This window comes from Pseudomonas sp. W2Jun17 (assembly GCF_023127795.1).
GTDB lineage: Bacteria > Pseudomonadota > Gammaproteobacteria > Pseudomonadales > Pseudomonadaceae > Aquipseudomonas > Aquipseudomonas synxantha_A.
Genome location: NZ_SPKO01000025.1, coordinates 322,275 through 339,917 on the forward strand (window position 1 = coordinate 322,275; position 17,643 = coordinate 339,917).

Genomic DNA, 17,643 nt, shown 5'->3' on the forward strand with positions numbered 1-17,643 from the left:
GAATCCCATGTCGATCAGCAGACTTCCCCCGCAAGGAAGTGCCACATATCAACAAGTTGAACAGTTCAGGCGTCGTGATGATCGTGGCGGGCACATCGAAATCAACGGCCTGAAGTCCAAGACCGCAGAGGAAGCCACTGCGCGACTGATAAGCCCGAATCCGATCTGGAAGGATAAGAACGGCGATGGCGTCATCACCATCACCTATTCATTTACCCCCGGCTCCGATAAACCTGAAGGGCAACATGACAGTTACCAAGGCGTGACTGATGTGTCCGAAGCAAACAAAGCCAAAACCCGCGAGGCACTCAAGCTCTGGGAAGATGTGACAAACGTGAAATTTGTAGAAGGGCCGAGAAATGAACAAAGCGAAGGTCATATCAACTTCGGCAACTTCAAAACCAGACTGAATGACAAAGGTCAGTACACCCCTTTCAACCCCCACGCCTTGCCGCCGACGAAAGACAGGCTAACGGCGCATGTCTGGACCACAGAAAAAGAAAGTGCAGGCCCGAGCGGCATGACGACTCTGATCCATGAAGTCGGCCACACGCTTGGCTTGAAGCATCCAGGAGGCAACTACGGAACAAAATATGAACAGCAAAAACTCGGTTATGTGGAAGATTCCCGTTCCCACACCATTATGAGCAAATACCAGCATGGCTCGGTTGCGAAGTCCCCCCTACAGGATGACATCACCGCCATACAGACCCGGTACGGTGTGAACCACAATACTCGCAAAGAGGACACCGTCTACGGCTTCAACTCCAACGCCAACCGAAACTTCCTCAAGCTCAAGTCCGACAAGGATGAGCTCAGAGGTACCCTTTGGGATAGCGGCGGCAACGACACACTGGATTTATCCGGCTATCAGAAAAACCAAAAGATCAACCTGACGCCTGGCACCTTCACCAATGCCAATGGCCGCGATCGAAACCTCTCTATTGCCCGGGGCGTCATCATCGAAAACGCGATTGGTGGCAAAGGCAATGACCTGATAATCGGTAACGACGCCGACAACATACTCAAGGGTGGTGATGGCGACGACATTATTGATGGTGGCAGAGGCGCGGATAAACTGTGGGGCGGAAAAGGTGCCGACACCTATGTTTATGGTAGTTGGACTGAATCGAACAGCGTGGATGGAACCGACGAAATCATGGATTTTGAAAGCGGCAAGGACAAGGTCGATGTGTCGGGCATACGCAGTAAAATCGGAGACGCCCCGTTGCGATTTGTCGATGGCAAATCGGCGCAGATGCAAAAAGGCGACGCCTCCATATCCTACGACCCACACAAGAACATCAGCACACTGCGGGTCTTCGATGGCCAAGGTCAGCCACTGGAGGTGAAGGTGCACGGCGACCTGAAACAAAGCGATATTGTCCAGTGACGGTCAAACGCGCGTGCAACTCTTAGCAACACCGCCCGCCTCCTCAGCGCTGCTGTCGATTCCTGGCCGAGCCACCGATCACAGCAGTCATCCACAGGCCGGCAACGATCAGCAGGCGCGACTGGCTTGCGGTGGCGATTTCAGCCGTACTGCTTTTTCCCCCAGGCCAAACAACCTTGCAACAACTGCTTCAATACCTCCCGCGTCGGCTCAGCCAAATCCGCCCGATACCGAAACGGCTCAACCTCTTCCATATACGTGCATTGCCCCAACTCCAACTGCACCGCATGAATATCCTGCGCGGGGTTGCCGTAGTGACGGGTGATATGCCCGCCCTTGAAGCGCCCGTTCAACACATGGCTGTACTGCGGATGCCCGGCGCAGATGGCTTCCAGTTGGCTGGCCAACTCGGGATCACAGGCAGCGCCGTTGAAGGTGCCGAGGTTGAAGTCCGGCAGCTTGCCGTCGAACAGGTGCGGGATCACCGAGCGGATCGAGTGCGCATCGAACAGCAACGCGTAGCCGAATTCGGCCTTGAGCCGTGCCAGTTCCTCCTGCAGCGTGCGGTGATACGGGCCCCAAATCTTCTGCAAGTAACTGGCGCGCTCGGTCTCGTTCGGCTCCAGCCCCTCGCGGAACAAGGGCACACCATCGAACAGCGTCTCCGGGTACAGGCCAGTGGTAGCGCCGGCATAGAGCGGCTTGTTGTCGGAAGGCCGGTTCAAGTCGATGACAAACCGCGAGTACTCCGCCGCCAGGGTGCTGGCGCCCAGTTCTGCGGCAAAGTCATACAGCAGCGGAATATGCCAGTCGGTGTCCGGCAGGCTTTGCGCTTGGGGAATCAACCCGGCCTCGACCGCAGGCGTCAGGCGCACGCCGGCGTGGGGCATGCTGATCAGCAGCGGTACGCGGCCTTGTTTGAATGTCAGAACCTTATCCACAACACCACTCCTTACACAGTGACGTCGGCGCCGTGGCGCACAACGCGTTTATCCAGCTCGCCGCCCAGCCAGTAGGCCAGGTCAGCGGGGCGATCAATCTGCCAGGCGACAAAGTCAGCGACCTTGCCCGCTTCCAGGGAGCCATGGGTGTCGCCCATGCCCAACGCGGTGGCGGCGTGTTGCGTGGCACCGGCCAAGGCTTCTTCGGGAGTCATGCGGAACAGGGTGCAGGCCATGTTCAGCATCAGACGCACCGACAACGCCGGGGAAGTGCCGGGGTTGAGGTCGCTGGCGATGGCGATCTTCACGCCGTGCTTGCGCAGGGCCTCCATGGGCGGCAACTGGGTTTCGCGCAGGAAGTAAAAAGCGCCCGGCAGCAACACGGCGACCGTGCCGGCAGCGGCCATGGCGATGGCATCTTCTTCAGTCATGAACTCAAGATGGTCGGCCGACAACGCGTGATAGCGCGCCGCCAGGCTGGAACCGTGCAGCGATGAGAGTTGCTCGGCGTGCAGCTTTACCGGCAAGCCAAGCTGGTGGGCAACCTTGAACACGCGCTCGACCTGTTCGGGGGAAAACGCCAGGTATTCACAGAAGGCATCCACCGCATCCACCAGGCCCTCTGCGGCCAGCGCCGGCAGCATCTCATTGCAGATGTGCTCAATGTAGTCATCGGCGCGGTCCTTGTACTCCGGCGGCAGCGCGTGAGCGGCCAGGCACGTGGCGCGCACGCTGACCGGCAGCGCTTCACCCAGGCGCCGGGCCACGCGCAGCATCTTGCGCTCGTTGGGCAGATCCAGGCCGTAGCCGGACTTGATCTCCACGGTAGTCACGCCGTCACGCAAAAGGCTGCGCAGACGTTTTTCAGCGCTCAGGAACAATTGATCTTCCGTGGCTGCACGCGTGGCACGCACGGTACTGGCAATCCCGCCGCCCTTGGCTGCGATCTCGGCGTAGCTGACGCCTTCGAGGCGCTGCTCGAATTCGCCGCTGCGATTGCCACCAAACACGGTATGGGTGTGGCAGTCGATCAGCCCGGGGGTGACCCACGCGCCTTGCAGGTCATGCACCTGGGCGTAATCGGCCGTAGGTGCCTGGCTGCGCGGGCCGATCCACTCGATCAGCGAGCCCGCTGTCACCATGGCGGCATCCTCGATAATCGAGTATTTGCCTTGGGCCATGGTTGCGACGTGGCAGTGTTGCCAAAGGGTTTTCATCAACGCCTCCCTAAGTTATCGATGAGACAAAGCCTGTTCGTAATGGACCTTGGCCGCTTGCCCGGCAGCGGGCTTGACCCACAGCAGGTACGCGACGATCAGCAGCACGATCCACACAGCGCCGACCATCAAGGCCGCCTGGGTGTCCGGGAAGTAACCGAGCACACCAAACACAAACAGCATGAACACAATGGCCGCTGCCGGCGCATAGGGCCAGAACGGCACCGGGAATTTCAGTTCGGCGACCTGCTCCCTGGTCATCGAGCGACGCATGGCGACCTGGGTAAACAGGATCATCAGCCAGACCCACACGGTGGCAAAGGTGGCGATCGAAGCGATCAGCAGGAAGACGTTTTCCGGGATCAGGTAGTTGAGCACCACGCCGCCGAGCAACGCGGCGCCCATCACCACCACGGTCATCCACGGCACGCCTTGTTTGGACAACTGCGCAAAGCCCTTGGGCGCCTGACCTTGCTGGGCCAGGCCGTACATCATGCGACCGGCGCCGAAGATGTCGCTGTTGATGGCCGAGACCGCCGCCGAGATCACCACGATATTGAGAATGGTCGCCGCCGAGCCTATCCCCAGGTTACTGAAGATCTGCACGAACGGGCTGCCCTGGCTGCCAATTTGCGGCCACGGGTAGATCGCCATCAGCACGAACAGGGTCAGCACGTAGAACAACAGGATACGCAGCGGTACCGCGTTGATCGCCTTGGGGATCACTCGCTGCGGGTCCTTGGCTTCACCGGCAGTGATGCCGATGATTTCGATACCGCCGAACGCAAACATCACCACCGCAAACGAGGCGATCAAGCCACCAATGCCGTTGGGCATGAAGCCGCCGTGCGCCCACAGGTTGCTCAGGCCGCTAGCCTGCGTTTCACCCGCCGAGTGAATGCCGAACAGCATGATGCCGAAACCGCCGAGGATCATCGCCACGATGGCACCGACCTTGAGCAACGACAGCCAGAACTCCATTTCGCCAAAGACCTTGACGTTGCACAGGTTCAGGCCGCCGATCAAAAACACGATGCCCAGCACCCAGACCCAACGGGCTACCTCGGGAAACCAGAAGCCCATGTAGATGCCGAACGCGGTGACGTCGGCCAGGCAGACGATGATCATTTCAAAGGCGTAGGTCCAGCCGAGGATAAACCCCGCCATGGGCCCCAGGTAGGTGCTGGCGTAGTGGCCGAACGAGCCGGACACCGGGTTGTGCACGGCCATTTCACCGAGGGCGCGCATCACCATGAACACGGCGGCGCCGCCGATGAGGTAAGCCAGCAGTACGGCGGGGCCGGCCATCTGGATAGCGGAGGCAGAACCATAGAACAGCCCGGTGCCGATCGCGGAACCGAGTGCCATGAAGCGAATATGTCGGGCGTTGAGCCCGCGTTTCAAACCTTTTTCTGGCTGGTGCATTTCTCTTCCCTATTATTCTTATCCCGAGAAAATCTGAATCTGGCGAAAATCAATGTGGGAGCTGGCTTGCCTGCGATGGTGGACTTCCAGCCAGCCCATCTGGCGCAGACACACCGCTATCGCAGGCAAGCCAGCTCCCACATTGGGTACCGGTGAGCTTAAAGGCTCGGCAGCAACTTGGCCGGTACCAGCTCATTCAGGCAACGAGTGGCGAGCAGTTCGCTGGCGGCGTTGATGTCTGGGGCGAAGAAGCGATCCTTGTCATAGAACGCCACCTTATCGCGCAGGATGCCGCGGGCTTTTTCAAGTTTCGGCGAGGTCTTCAGGCCGTCGCGCAAATCCAGGCCCTGGCACGCTGCCAGCCATTCCACCGCGAGGATGCCACGGGTGTTCTCGGCCATTTCCCACAGACGCTTGCCCGCAGCCGGGGCCATGGACACGTGGTCTTCCTGGTTCGCCGAGGTCGGCAGGCTGTCGACGCTATGGGGATGGGCCAGCGCCTTGTTCTCGCTGGCGAGCGCAGCAGCCGTCACCTGGGCAATCATGAAGCCGGAGTTCACCCCGCCATTGCCCACCAAAAACGGTGGCAGTTGCGACATGTGCTTGTCCATCATCAACGAGATGCGTCGCTCGCTCAGGGAGCCGATTTCGGCAATCGCCAGGGCCATGTTATCGGCGGCCATGGCCACCGGTTCGGCGTGGAAGTTGCCACCGGAAATCACATCGCCTTCGGCGGCAAATACCAGTGGGTTATCCGACACCGCGTTGGCTTCCACCACCAGCACTTCGGCAGCCTGGCGGAACTGGGTCAGGCAGGCGCCCATGACCTGTGGCTGGCAACGCAGGGAGTAAGGGTCTTGCACTTTGTCGCAGTTCTGGTGCGACTGCGAGACCTGGCTGCTTTCGCCCAGCAGGTCACGATAGGCCGCAGCCGCATCGACCTGCCCACGCTGGCCACGCGCCGCATGAATACGCGCATCGAACGGCGAGCGCGAACCCAGTACGGCTTCTACGGTGAGGCCGCCGCAGGCAAGGGCGCCGGCGAACAGGTCTTCACCTTCGAACAGGCCGCGCAATGCATAAGCGGTGGACACCTGGGTACCGTTGAGCAGCGCCAGGCCCTCTTTGGCGGCCAGGGTCAGCGGTGTGAGGCCAGCCACTTTCAGCGCTGCGGTCGCGTCCAGCCATTCGCCTTTGTAGCGCGCCTTGCCTTCGCCGAGCAGCACCAGGGACATATGCGCCAATGGCGCCAGGTCACCGGATGCACCGACCGAACCCTTGAGCGGAATGTGCGGGTACACCTGGGCGTTGATCAGCGCAATCAGCGCGTCGATCACCTGGCGACGGATCCCGGAGAAACCACGGCTCAGGCTGTTGACCTTGAGCACCATGACCAGCCGCACCAGCGCATCGCTGATCGGCTCACCGACGCCGGCAGCATGAGACAGCACCAGTGAACGCTGGAGGTTTTCCAGGTCTTCACTGGCGATACGGGTCGAGGCCAACAGGCCAAAACCGGTGTTGATGCCATAGGCGGTGCGGTTCTCGGCGAGGATCTGCTCCACGCAGGCAACGCTGGCTTCGATCTGGGCCGAGGCGCTGTCATCCAGGCTGAGGGTTACCGGCTGCTGGTAGATGGCACGCAGTTGGGCGAGGCTCAGTTGGCCTGGAATCAGGTTTAGCGCAGTCACATTCGTTCTCCTTGTGAATTATTCTTAGGTGTTCAGTGCAAATTCGGTAACGCAGTGTCTTTAAGCAACTGGGCAGCGGCGGCAATATCCGGCGCCAGCCAGCGGTCCTGCTCGTAAGCGGGGACCACTTCGCGCAGCAGGCGCCAGGCGTGGTCGGTACCGGCGCCCAAGCGCTGGTCCTTGAGGAACTCGAACGCCTGGGCCGCCAGCAAGTATTCGATGGCAAGAATCTGGGTGACGTTGGCCAATACCTGGTGCAGCTTGAGCGCGGCGTTGGTGCCCATGCTCAGGTGGTCTTCCTGCAGGCCCGAGGTGACGAAGTTGTCGAGCACCGCCGGTTGCGCCAACTGGCGGTTTTGCCCGCACAAGGACGCGGCGACGTACTGCACGATCATCATCCCGGAGTTGACCCCGGGGTTGCTGACCAGAAAGGCCGGCAAGCCGCTGACGTGCGGATTGATCAGGCGATCCAGGCGGCGCTCGGCCACCGAGCCGATTTCGGCCATGGCGATGGCGAGCATGTCGGCCGCCAGCGCCACGGACTGGCCGTGGGGGTTGGCCTGGGACACCACGCGGTAGCTGACCGGCGTGCCGAGCACCAAAGGGTTGTCGGTGGCGCTGTTGAGTTCGGTCTCGATCTGGCGCGTGGCGTGCTCCACCTGATCGCGGGCCGCGCCGTGGATCTGCGGGATCGAGCGAATGCTCAAGGCGTCCTGGGTGCGGATACCTTTGCTGCTGGCGATCACCTCACTGCCGTCGAGCAACGCACGCAGGTTGCTGCCCACTTGCTGCATACCCGGGTGCGGCTTGAGGGCGATGATTTCTTCGTCGAAGGCATCGATCTGGCCGCGCTGGGCTTCGAAACTCATGGCGCCGATCACGTCGGCCCATTGCAACAGGTGGTGCGCGTCGGCCAGGGCCAGGCAACTCAGGCCGGTCATGCACGGCGTGCCGTTGACCAGGCACAGGCCATCCTTGGCACCGAGTACCACGGGCTGCAAGCCTTCAGCCTGCAACGCGTATTGCGCCGTGACGATCCGGCCGCGGTAACTCACATTGCCGATGCCGAGCAAGGCCACACCGACATGGGCCATGTGGGTCAAATACCCCACCGAACCCTGGGATGGCACTTGCGGCGTGATGCCGTGATTGAGCAGCGCCAGCAACGCGTGCACCACCTGCGGGTGCAGGCCGGATTTACCGTGGCTGTAGTTGATGATTGCCGCGCACATGATCGCGCGGGTCTGCTCGTCGCTGAGCACCGGGCCGACGCCGCAGGCATGGCTGAGCAGCGTATTGCGCGACAGTTGGCTCAGTTGCCCGCCCTCAAGCGACACATTGCACAACGCGCCCAGGCCGGTGTTCACACCATAGGCGCGCTCGCCGCTGGCGACGATGCGCTGCACGATGGCCTGGGCATTGTCGATGCGCGCCCAGGCGTGACCCGAGAGTTCGAGCACTGCGCCGTGGCGAGCAACGGCGGCGACGTCCTGCCAGCGCATCGGGGCGTCGGCGATGATGATTTTGGTTGCCTGGGACATCGTTGACCTCTTCATATTCTCTAAACCTTTGGCGGCCTCATCGCGGGCAAGCCCGGCTCCCACATTTGAACTGTGTGAACCCAATCAAATGTGGGAGCTGGCTTGCCTGCGATGGCGTCCGTCAGACCACCGCCGCCCGCCGCTGAACAAACCGGTCCACATACTCATCCGCCGGCGAATGCAAAATCTCCCGCGGCGTGCCGACCTGGATCAACTTGCCGTCCTTGAGGATCGCAATGCGATTACCAATGCGCACGGCTTCGTCGAGGTCATGGGTGATAAACACGATGGTCTTGTGCAGGGTCTTTTGCAGCTCGAGCAACTGGTCCTGCATTTCGGCGCGGATCAGCGGGTCGAGGGCGCTGAAGGCTTCGTCCATCAGGATGATGTCGGTGTCTGCGGCCAAGGCGCGGGCCAGGCCCACTCGCTGGCGCATACCGCCGGAAAGCTGGTGTGGGTATTTGCTTTCGTAGCCCTTGAGCCCCACGGTTTCAATCCAGTGCAGGGCGCGCTCAGCGCATACCTGCTTGGTTTCACCGCGCACTTTGAGGCCGTAGGCGACGTTGTCGAGCACGCTCTTGTGGGGCAACAGGCCGAAGCTCTGGAACACCATGCTGATCTTGTGGCGACGGAATTGGCGCAGGGCTTCCATGTCCAGTTGCAGGATGTCTTCGCCGTCCACCAGGATCGCGCCGCTGGTGGGATCGATCAGGCGGTTGAAGTGGCGCACCAGGGTGGACTTGCCGGAACCTGACAGGCCCATGATCACGAAGATCTCACCCGTGCCGATGCTCAGGGACAGATCGTTCACGCCGACCACGCAACCGGTCTCGGCCAGTACCTGATCCTTGGTCTTGCCCTGGCCGACCATCGCCAGGGCGTCCTTGGAACGGGCGCCGAAGATCTTGAAGACGTTCTTTACTTCGATTTTGCTGACAGTCGTCATTTGCTCGCCTCATGCCGTGGGCGGCCATAAGCCTGGGTAATGCGGTCGATGACCACTGCGAGAATCACGATCGCCAGCCCGGCTTCCAGGCCACGGCCGACGTTGAGGGTCTGGATGCCGACGAGCACGTCTTCACCCAAGCCGCGGGCGCCGATCATCGAGGCGATTACCACCATCGACAGCGCCATCATGGTGGTCTGGTTGATCCCGGCCATGATGCTCGGCAGCGCCAGCGGCAGTTGCACGCCGAACAGTTGCTGCCAGCGGTTGGCGCCAAAGGCGTTGATGGCTTCCATGACCTCGCCATCGACCTGGCGAATGCCCAGGTCCGTCAGGCGAATCAGCGGCGGCGCGGCGTAGATCACCGTGGCGAAAATCGCCGGCACCTTGCCCAGGCCGAACAACATCAGCACCGGGATCAGGTACACGAAGCTGGGCATGGTCTGCATGATGTCCAGCAGCGGCATCAGCACCGAACGCAGGCGATTGCTGCGCGCCGACAGGATGCCCAGGGGAATGCCGATCAGCACCGAGATCACCGTGGCGACCATCATCAGTGCCAGGGTTTGCATCAGCTTGTCCCACAGGCCAACCGCGCCCACCAGGAACAGCAAACCGACGATCACCGCTGTGGTCACCAGCTTGCGCGTGGCGTGCCAGGCGATGCCCCCGACAATGGCCAGCATCAGCCACCAGGGCGCCATGCGGAGCAGGCCTTCCAGGTTGACGATGGCCCATAGCAGGGTGTCGGAGATATGCCGGAACACATCGCCGTAGTTGGTGACCAGCGAGTCCACCCAACCGTTGACCCAGTCGGCGATGGAAAACGTAAAACTCTCAGGAAACATATCGTGCTCTCGATCCAGTGGGTTGTGGCCAGCCGCCCGGCCACCCCTGAGGGTAGCCGTGCACACTTGACCTACAAGGCCGCTTCGATTTTCTTGGCTGCGTCGTCGCTCACCCAGGCGTGCCAGACTTCAGGATGTTCCTTGAGGAAAATTTTCGCCAGTTTCGGCGACTCGATTCGCTCCTTGGCCATGCGGCCGAGGTTCTGGTTGAGCAGGTCGATGGGCAGGTTGACCTTTTCCAGCACGGCCACCAGTTCTGGCGCTTGTTCGTGGAAGGTCTTGGACAGGCCGACCTTGATGCTTACGCTCTTATCCACGCCGGGCTTTTCTTCCAGCTTGACCAGGTCGACCTGGCCCATCAGCGGTGTCGGTGACCAGTAGTAGAACAGGATCGGTTCGCCGCGCTTGTAGCTCGACAGCACCGCCGCATCCAGCGCCGGGCCGGTGCCTGGGCGGAAGTTGGTGTAGGTGCTTTCCAGGCCGTAGCTCTTGAGCATTTCGCTGTTGTCCAGCTCACAGGTCCAGCCGGCCGGGCAGTTGTAGAAACGGCCCTTGGAGGGCTCTTCCTGGTCCTTGAACACCGAGGCGTATTTGGCCAGGTCGGCGATGTTTTTCAGGTCCGGGGCCTTGGCTTCCAGCTTGCGCTTGGCGTCGCCCTCGATCACATAACGCGGCACGTACCAGCCTTCCACCGCGCCGACCACCGGGGCACCTACGCCGACGACTTTGCCGGCCTTCTCGGCCTTGTTCCAGACTTCGCTGCGGCCTACCCACTCTTCGGCGAAGACCTGGATGTCGTTGCTACCCAAGGCGTTTTCCATGGTGATGGAGTTGCCTGGCAGGCTGTCGGTTTTGCAGTCGTAGCCTTTTTCCAGCACGGTTTGCAGGATGTCGGTGAGCAACATGCCACTTTCCCAATTCAGGCCGGCGAATTTCACCGGCTTGCCGGATTCGCACCAGCCGGCCGCCTGGGCGCCGGCGCTTGCCAGCAAGCCCGCTGAGAACAAGGTAGCCAGCAAGGTCTTATTCATAGTCATTGTTGTGACGCTCCCAATCATGAAATGGATTACGGCAGTCAGTAGGCGTCCTGCCCTGTCCACGTCCCATCAGGCTTGTGCAGCCAGCCCGTTTGTTGTGGGTAAAGCGCCCTGCTCTGTCGGCAGGATCAGGTGATCGGGTACCGTGCCGTGCCATTTTTTCGCACACACGTAATACAGGGCCGCCGGCAGTACCAGGCCGATGATCCAGGAGATGTCCACGTTACCCAGCGCGGCCACCAAAGGGCCGGTGTAGAACTTGGTCGAGATGAACGGCAACTGCACCAGCACGCCGAAGACATAGACACTGATACCCAAGAGGTTCCAGCGGCCATAGCGACCGTTCGGGTCGGCCAGTGCCGGCACGTCATAGCGCTCGCGGGTGATGCAGTAGTAATCCACCAGGTTGATCGCGCTCCAGGGCGTGAAAAACGCCAGCAGGAACAGGATGAACGACTTGAACGCACCGAGGAACGAGTGCTGGCCAAGCAAGGCGATCAGGGTTGCCGTACCGACGATGGCGAGCACGAACACCAGGCGTTGCACACGCGTGACCTCCAGGCGACCACGAAAGCCGCTGATGATGGTCGCAATGCACATGAAGCTGCCGTAGGAGTTGAGCGTGGAGATGGTGACCTTGCCGAACGCGATGCTGAAGTACAGCAATGCAGCGGTGGCCCCCGTGCCGCTCAAGCCAACGATGTAGGCCACTTCATGCCCGGCAAATTGGCCATTGGACATGGCCGCAGCGAACACGCCGAGTACCATTGCCACCTGCGCGCCGATGACCGAACCCGCGCCAGCGGCGAGAAAGGTTTTCACCGACGACGTGTTGCTCGGCAGGTAACGCGAATAGTCCGCCACATAGGGGCCGAAAGCGATCTGCCAGGAGGCCGCAAGCGACACGGCCAAAAGAAAACTGCTCCAGCTGAAATGACGGATTTGCAGGAGCGCGCCCACGTCGGTCTGGCTCATCAACCGACTGAACAGGTACACAAAGGCAATCACGCCAATGACGCTGGCGACACGGCCGATGAAATGGATCACCCGATAACCCAGCACGGTGACCAGCACAATGACACTGGCGAAAATCAGGATACCGACGCTGTCGCTGACCCCGAACAACTGGCCCAGCGCCTGCCCCGACAGCACGGTGCCGGTGGCGGTAAAACCCAGGTACATCAAGCACACCAGTACGATCGGGATAGCCGCACCATACACACCGAACTGCACCCGGCTGGAGATCATCTGCGGCAAACCAAGCTTGGGGCCTTGCGCCGCATGCAGCGCCATGACCCCGCCACCGATCAGTTGACCGACCAGCAGGCCGATCAACGACCAGAACACATCACCACCCAGCACCACGGCCAGGGCCCCGGTGACAATCGCGGTGATCTGCAGGTTGGCACCCATCCATAGGGTGAACTGGCTCAATAGACGACCGTGTCTTTCCGCTTCCGGGATGTAGTCGATCGAACGCCTTTCGATCAACGGGGTGGTGTCGTTTGCAGCCATGTTGTTCAACCTCTGATGGATTGTCTTGGGGTTGCCGCCGATCCAATGTGGGAGGGGGCTTGCCCCCGATTGCGGTGTATCAGCCAACAGATCAGATGACTGACCCGCCGCTATCGGGGGCAAGCCCCCTCCCACATGGGTCACTTGATCATCGGCAGGTTGAGGCCCTGCTCTTTGGCGCAATCGATAGCAATCTGATAACCGGCATCGGCATGACGCATCACCCCGGTCGCCGGGTCGTTATGCAGCACCCGCGCAATCCGCTCGGCCGCTTCATCGGTACCGTCGCAGACGATCACCATGCCTGAGTGCTGAGAGAAGCCCATGCCCACGCCACCACCGTGGTGCAGCGAGACCCAGGTCGCGCCGCTGGCGGTGTTGAGCAAGGCGTTGAGCAGTGGCCAGTCGGACACGGCATCGGAACCGTCCTGCATGGCCTCGGTTTCGCGGTTCGGGCTGGATACGGAACCGGAGTCCAGGTGGTCACGACCGATCACCACAGGGGCGGACAGCTCACCGCTGCGTACCATTTCGTTGAAGGCCAGGCCGAGCTTGGCGCGCTGGCCCAGGCCGACCCAGCAGATACGTGCCGGCAGGCCCTGGAAGCTGATGCGCTCGCGGGCCATGTCCAGCCAGTTGTGCAGGTGGGCGTCGTCCGGGATCAACTCTTTGACTTTGGCGTCGGTCTTGTAGATGTCTTGCGGGTCGCCAGACAGCGCCGCCCAGCGGAACGGGCCAATGCCACGGCAGAACAGCGGGCGGATGTAAGCCGGTACGAAACCCGGGAAGTCGAAGGCATTTTCCACGCCCTCTTCCTGGGCCATCTGGCGGATGTTATTGCCGTAGTCGAAGGTTGGGATGCCTTGCTTCTGGAATTCCAGCATGGCCTTGACGTGCACGGCCATGGACTGCTTGGCGGCCTTGATCACGGCAGCCGGCTCGGTTTTGGCACGGGCGCGGTACTCGTCCCAGGTCCAGCCGGCCGGCAGGTAGCCGTTGAGCGGGTCGTGGGCGCTGGTCTGGTCGGTGACCATGTCCGGGCGCACGCCACGCTTGACCAGCTCTGGCAGAATTTCGGCGGCGTTGCCCAGCAGGGCGATGGAAATGGCCTTGCCTTCCTTGGTGTACTTGGCGATGCGCGCCAGGGCGTCATCGAGGTCGGTGGCTTGTTCGTCGACATAGCGGCTGGCCAGGCGGAAGTCGATGCTGACCTGTTGGCACTCGATATTCAGCGAGCAGGCGCCGGCCAGGGTCGCGGCCAACGGTTGCGCGCCGCCCATGCCGCCGAGGCCAGCGGTGAGGACCCAACGGCCCTGAAGGTTTGAATCGTAGTGCTGACGGCCAGCTTCGACGAAGGTTTCATAGGTGCCCTGGACGATGCCTTGGCTACCGATGTAGATCCAGCTGCCGGCGGTCATCTGGCCGTACATGGCCAGGCCCTTGGCATCCAGTTCGTTGAAGTGCTCCCAACTGGCCCAGTGTGGTACCAGGTTGGAGTTGGCGATCAGTACGCGCGGGGCGTTGCTATGGGTCTTGAACACGCCGACCGGCTTGCCGGACTGCACCAGCAGGGTTTCGTCATCGTTCAAATGGGTGAGGCTCTCGACAATCTGGTCGTAACATTCCCAGTTGCGCGCCGCACGGCCAATACCGCCGTAAACCACGAGTTCCTTGGGGTTCTCGGCCACTTGTGGGTCGAGGTTGTTCATCAACATGCGCAGCGGCGCTTCGGTCAGCCAGCTTTTGGCGGTGAGCTTGTTACCGCGGGCGGCGCGGATTTCGACGTCACGGTATTTTGTAGACTTGGTCACTGCTAGGACTCCTCGGCGATCGATGCGCGAACATGGATGGTGCGAAGGAAGCTCTTACGCACACATCTTTACTTGTATGTACAAGCATATGCAATCGAGCGGCCAACTTTAGCCGGGAGTGGTTGGGATTTTTTTGCACGGGGCGTGCGAGCCTTGTAAATCAAGGCTTCAACGCTTGATGAAATTTCTTACGGAGGTTTTTTGCAGCAAGGGAAATTTGTCACGGCAGCGAAGCTTTGCGTCACGCTGGGGCATTCGGTAACAAATTGGTGCGCGGGCTGGAAACAGATTTTGTGAACAATGCAAAAACAAATGTGGGAGCTGGCTTGCCTGCGATAACAGTGTGTCAGTCAGCACATCCTAGGCTGATACACCGCTATCGCAGGCAAGCCAGCTCCCACAGTTTTTAACCGAGTGCGGTCAATTCGATTACGCAGCTGCGGCCGCTGACCGAGATATCCAGCAAGCCAGTGTTACCGTCCACTTGCAGGCAATCGTGATGGCCGAGCTTCTCGCCCAACACCTTCACCTCATCCGCCACGCTGAACACCAACACCGTCTGCGCCGTGCTGAAAAACTGCTGCACGCCATCCACCCACTGCAACCGTGCATGGTAACGCTCGGGCGAGTAGATCAGGTTGAAGTCGCGGATCGGCCCAGTGATCAAGCGGCAGGAAACCTGGCTTTCACCCTGGAACGCGAACGGCTGCAACGGTAACAAGCCGCGCTGCTCCTCGCCGTCCACGGTCAACACCATGCCCGCGCCCTTGATCACCGTGATCACGCGCTGGTAACCGGCGAAGGTGGAAAAACCACCCGACTCAGCGATATCGGCAATCGACACACGCCAGCCAAATCCATCCAGGCCGGTGCCGGCGTCGCGGCTGATTTCTTCGGTGCTGCCGCCACCGTTTTTCCACGGCATGCGCACGTAGTCGGCGGCGCGCCAGACCTTCACTGTACTCATTTGCTGAAACGTCCTTCCAGGCTGTGACGGGAACCGGGGTGGATCAATCGCGCAGCGGTTACCGGCTGGCGACCCGACCAGGTGCGACGGCGAATCAACAGGCACGGCTCGCTCGGCTCGATCTGCAACAGCTTGCACTCGGCTGCGTCGGCAAGGATCGCTTCGACCACATGCTCACCCTCGGTCAACGGCGCGACCTGGTTCAGATAGGCATAGGGGGTTTGCTGGGTGAAGTCCTGCTGCAAATATTGCGGCGCAACCAGGGCGTTGACGAAACGATCTTCGATTTGCACGGGAATATCGTTCTCGTAATGCACGATCAACGAGTGGAACACTCGCCCACCTTCACGCATTTCCAGGGCGACGGCGCGTTCGGAACCCGCGGCCTCTTCGCCCAGGGTGATGACCTGGCACGTGTGCCGATGCCCGCGGGAAGCGATTTCATCGGCAATGTTGTGCACTTCAAACAGCGCCGACTGGCTCTTCGGCTCGGCCACGAACGTACCCACGCCTTGCATGCGCACCAGCAGCCCTTCGGCGGTAAGCTCACGCAGGGCGCGGTTAATGGTCATGCGGCTGAAACCCAGCTGGCTGACCAGTTCGCTTTCCGACGGCACGCGGTAATGGGGCGGCCAGTTGCCGTTGAGGATCTGCTGGCTGATCATCTGTTTGACGCGGGCATACAAGGGCGCCGGACTTTCGTCCATGTGGGCAGCCAGCGAAGACTTGGCAGGCGGAGTCGGCACGAGGAATCCTTGCAGGGGAAAAAGATGCATAGATTGCCGGAGTTTACCGAGCAGGCAAACGTCTGTATATGTATATACAAATAAACACACGACCGGGGTGCCTTGATCATGTCCGCTTTCTTTGCCGAACGCGCGCTGCTGCCTAATGGATGGGCCAACGATGTACGTCTTGAAGTCAGCGCCGATGGCCTGCTGACCCATGTTGAGCCCAATGCCAGTGCAGACGCTGCCGAACGGCTCAGAGGCCCAGTATTGGCGGGCATGCCAAACCTGCATTCCCATGCCTTCCAGCGCGCAATGGCAGGTCTGGCCGAAGTGGCCGGCAACCCCAATGACAGTTTCTGGACTTGGCGCGACCTGATGTACCGCATGGTCGGCAAGATCAACCCCGAGCAGTTACAGGTCATCGCCCGCCAGCTGTATATCGAAATGCTCAAGGCTGGGTACACCTCGGTGGCCGAGTTTCATTATGTGCATCACGATACCAACGGCCAGCCTTATGCCGACCGTACGGAACTGTCACGCCAGATCAGCCTGGCAGCCGCCAGCAGCGGGATCGGCCTGACCTTGCTGCCGGTGCTCTATACCCACGCAGGTTTCGGTGGCCAGGCGCCGAATGAGGGGCAGCGCCGGTTTATCAATAGCACCGAGCACTACCTGGACCTGCAAGCGCGTTTGCAGCCGATCCTGGCGGCACAACCTGCGCAGCAACTGGGCCTGTGTTTCCACTCCCTGCGTGCGGTCACCCCCGAACAGATCCAGCAAGTGCTGGCGGCCAGTGACAAGACCTGCCCGGTGCATATCCATATCGCCGAGCAGCAAAAAGAAGTCGACGATTGCCTGGCTTGGAGCGGCAAGCGCCCGCTGCAATGGCTGTATGACAACGTTGAAGTGGACGAGCGCTGGTGCCTGGTGCACGCCACTCATGCCGATGCTGACGAAGTGACGCGCATGGCCAACAGCCGAGCGATTGCCGGTTTGTGCCTGACCACCGAAGCCAACCTGGGCGATGGGATTTTCCCGGCGGTGGATTTCCTTGCCCAGGGCGGACGCATGGGTATCGGCTCCGACAGCCATGTTTCACTGAGCGTGGTGGAGGAATTACGTTGGCTGGAATACGGCCAGCGTCTTCGCGATCAACGGCGTAATCGCCTGTATCGCAGTGATCAGCCAATGGTTGGCCGCACGCTGTTCGATGCTGCGCTGGATGGTGGCGCACAGGCGCTTGGCCAGCCGATCGGGCGGCTGGAAGTCGGTAAACGGGCGGATTGGATTGTGCTGGACGGTAGCGACCCGTACCTGGCGACCGCCAGTGAGGATGGGATTCTCAACCGCTGGCTCTTCGCTGGTGGCGATCGGCAGGTGCGCGATGTGCTGGTCAATGGCAAGTGGGTGGTGCGGGATAGGCGGCATGCCGGTGAAGAAGAAAGCAACCGGGCATTCACCCAGGTCTTGAAGGCTTTGTTGGGCTAACGGCCAACACCTAACAAATGTGGGAGGGGGCTTGCTCCCGATAGCGGTGTGTCAGTATCAGATGTACTGGCTGACACACTGCATCGGGAGCA

Annotated in this window: 14 protein-coding genes; 2 read left to right on the forward strand and 12 right to left on the reverse strand. The window is 60.8% G+C overall.

Annotated features, from left to right (window positions below):
* Positions 1-7: 7 nt before the first annotated feature.
* Positions 8-1,393, forward strand: a complete 1,386-nt coding sequence (locus E4O98_RS15015) for a M10 family metallopeptidase C-terminal domain-containing protein (RefSeq protein WP_158254342.1) — start codon at positions 8-10, stop codon at positions 1,391-1,393.
* A gap of 140 nt (positions 1,394-1,533) precedes the next feature.
* On the opposite strand, the gene hutG is transcribed toward E4O98_RS15015, so the two are convergent.
* The 12 genes from hutG to hutC form a co-directional block, all read right to left on the reverse strand.
* On the reverse strand, positions 1,534-2,334 hold the full coding sequence (gene hutG, locus E4O98_RS15020; RefSeq protein ID WP_248135635.1) for an N-formylglutamate deformylase: 801 nt from the start codon (positions 2,332-2,334) through the stop codon (positions 1,534-1,536).
* A gap of 11 nt (positions 2,335-2,345) precedes the next feature.
* Positions 2,346-3,551, reverse strand: a complete 1,206-nt coding sequence (hutI, locus tag E4O98_RS15025) for an imidazolonepropionase (RefSeq protein ID WP_032878334.1) — start codon at positions 3,549-3,551, stop codon at positions 2,346-2,348.
* A gap of 15 nt (positions 3,552-3,566) precedes the next feature.
* A complete protein-coding gene (locus tag E4O98_RS15030) occupies positions 3,567-4,976 on the reverse strand; it encodes an amino acid permease (protein ID WP_032878336.1) in 1,410 nt (469 codons plus the stop codon).
* A gap of 158 nt (positions 4,977-5,134) precedes the next feature.
* Positions 5,135-6,667: a histidine ammonia-lyase gene (gene hutH / locus E4O98_RS15035; protein ID WP_032878337.1), complete on the reverse strand. Its 1,533-nt coding sequence runs from the start codon at positions 6,665-6,667 to the stop codon at positions 5,135-5,137.
* 32 nt (positions 6,668-6,699) lie between these two features.
* Positions 6,700-8,208 (reverse strand): histidine ammonia-lyase, encoded by a 1,509-nt coding sequence (gene hutH, locus E4O98_RS15040; RefSeq protein ID WP_032878339.1) that lies wholly within the window; start codon positions 8,206-8,208, stop codon positions 6,700-6,702.
* Positions 8,209-8,329: 121 nt separating this feature from the next.
* The gene (locus tag E4O98_RS15045; protein WP_050549364.1) at positions 8,330-9,154 is read right to left on the reverse strand and encodes a glycine betaine/L-proline ABC transporter ATP-binding protein; all 825 of its coding nucleotides are present in this window, start codon (positions 9,152-9,154) and stop codon (positions 8,330-8,332) included.
* Positions 9,151-10,002: a proline/glycine betaine ABC transporter permease gene (locus tag E4O98_RS15050; RefSeq protein ID WP_032878340.1), complete on the reverse strand. Its 852-nt coding sequence runs from the start codon at positions 10,000-10,002 to the stop codon at positions 9,151-9,153. The genes E4O98_RS15045 and E4O98_RS15050 overlap by 4 nt, the downstream gene beginning before the upstream one ends.
* A 71-nt stretch (positions 10,003-10,073) precedes the next feature.
* On the reverse strand, positions 10,074-11,039 hold the full coding sequence (locus E4O98_RS15055; protein WP_148853046.1) for an ABC transporter substrate-binding protein: 966 nt from the start codon (positions 11,037-11,039) through the stop codon (positions 10,074-10,076).
* A 69-nt stretch (positions 11,040-11,108) separates the two neighbouring features.
* Entirely contained in the window at positions 11,109-12,554 is a 1,446-nt protein-coding gene (locus E4O98_RS15060; protein ID WP_103733952.1) for a cytosine permease, read from the reverse strand.
* A 140-nt stretch (positions 12,555-12,694) separates the two neighbouring features.
* Positions 12,695-14,365, reverse strand: a complete 1,671-nt coding sequence (gene hutU, locus E4O98_RS15065; protein ID WP_032878345.1) for a urocanate hydratase — start codon at positions 14,363-14,365, stop codon at positions 12,695-12,697.
* A 406-nt stretch (positions 14,366-14,771) separates the two neighbouring features.
* Positions 14,772-15,332: a HutD family protein gene (locus tag E4O98_RS15070; protein ID WP_078820072.1), complete on the reverse strand. Its 561-nt coding sequence runs from the start codon at positions 15,330-15,332 to the stop codon at positions 14,772-14,774.
* On the reverse strand, positions 15,329-16,039 hold the full coding sequence (gene hutC / locus E4O98_RS15075; protein WP_171905445.1) for a histidine utilization repressor: 711 nt from the start codon (positions 16,037-16,039) through the stop codon (positions 15,329-15,331). The genes E4O98_RS15070 and hutC overlap by 4 nt, the downstream gene beginning before the upstream one ends.
* 147 nt (positions 16,040-16,186) lie before the next feature.
* On the opposite strand from hutC, the gene E4O98_RS15080 reads away from it, so the two are divergent.
* On the forward strand, positions 16,187-17,551 hold the full coding sequence (locus tag E4O98_RS15080; RefSeq protein ID WP_248135636.1) for a formimidoylglutamate deiminase: 1,365 nt from the start codon (positions 16,187-16,189) through the stop codon (positions 17,549-17,551).
* Positions 17,552-17,643: the final 92 nt, after the last annotated feature.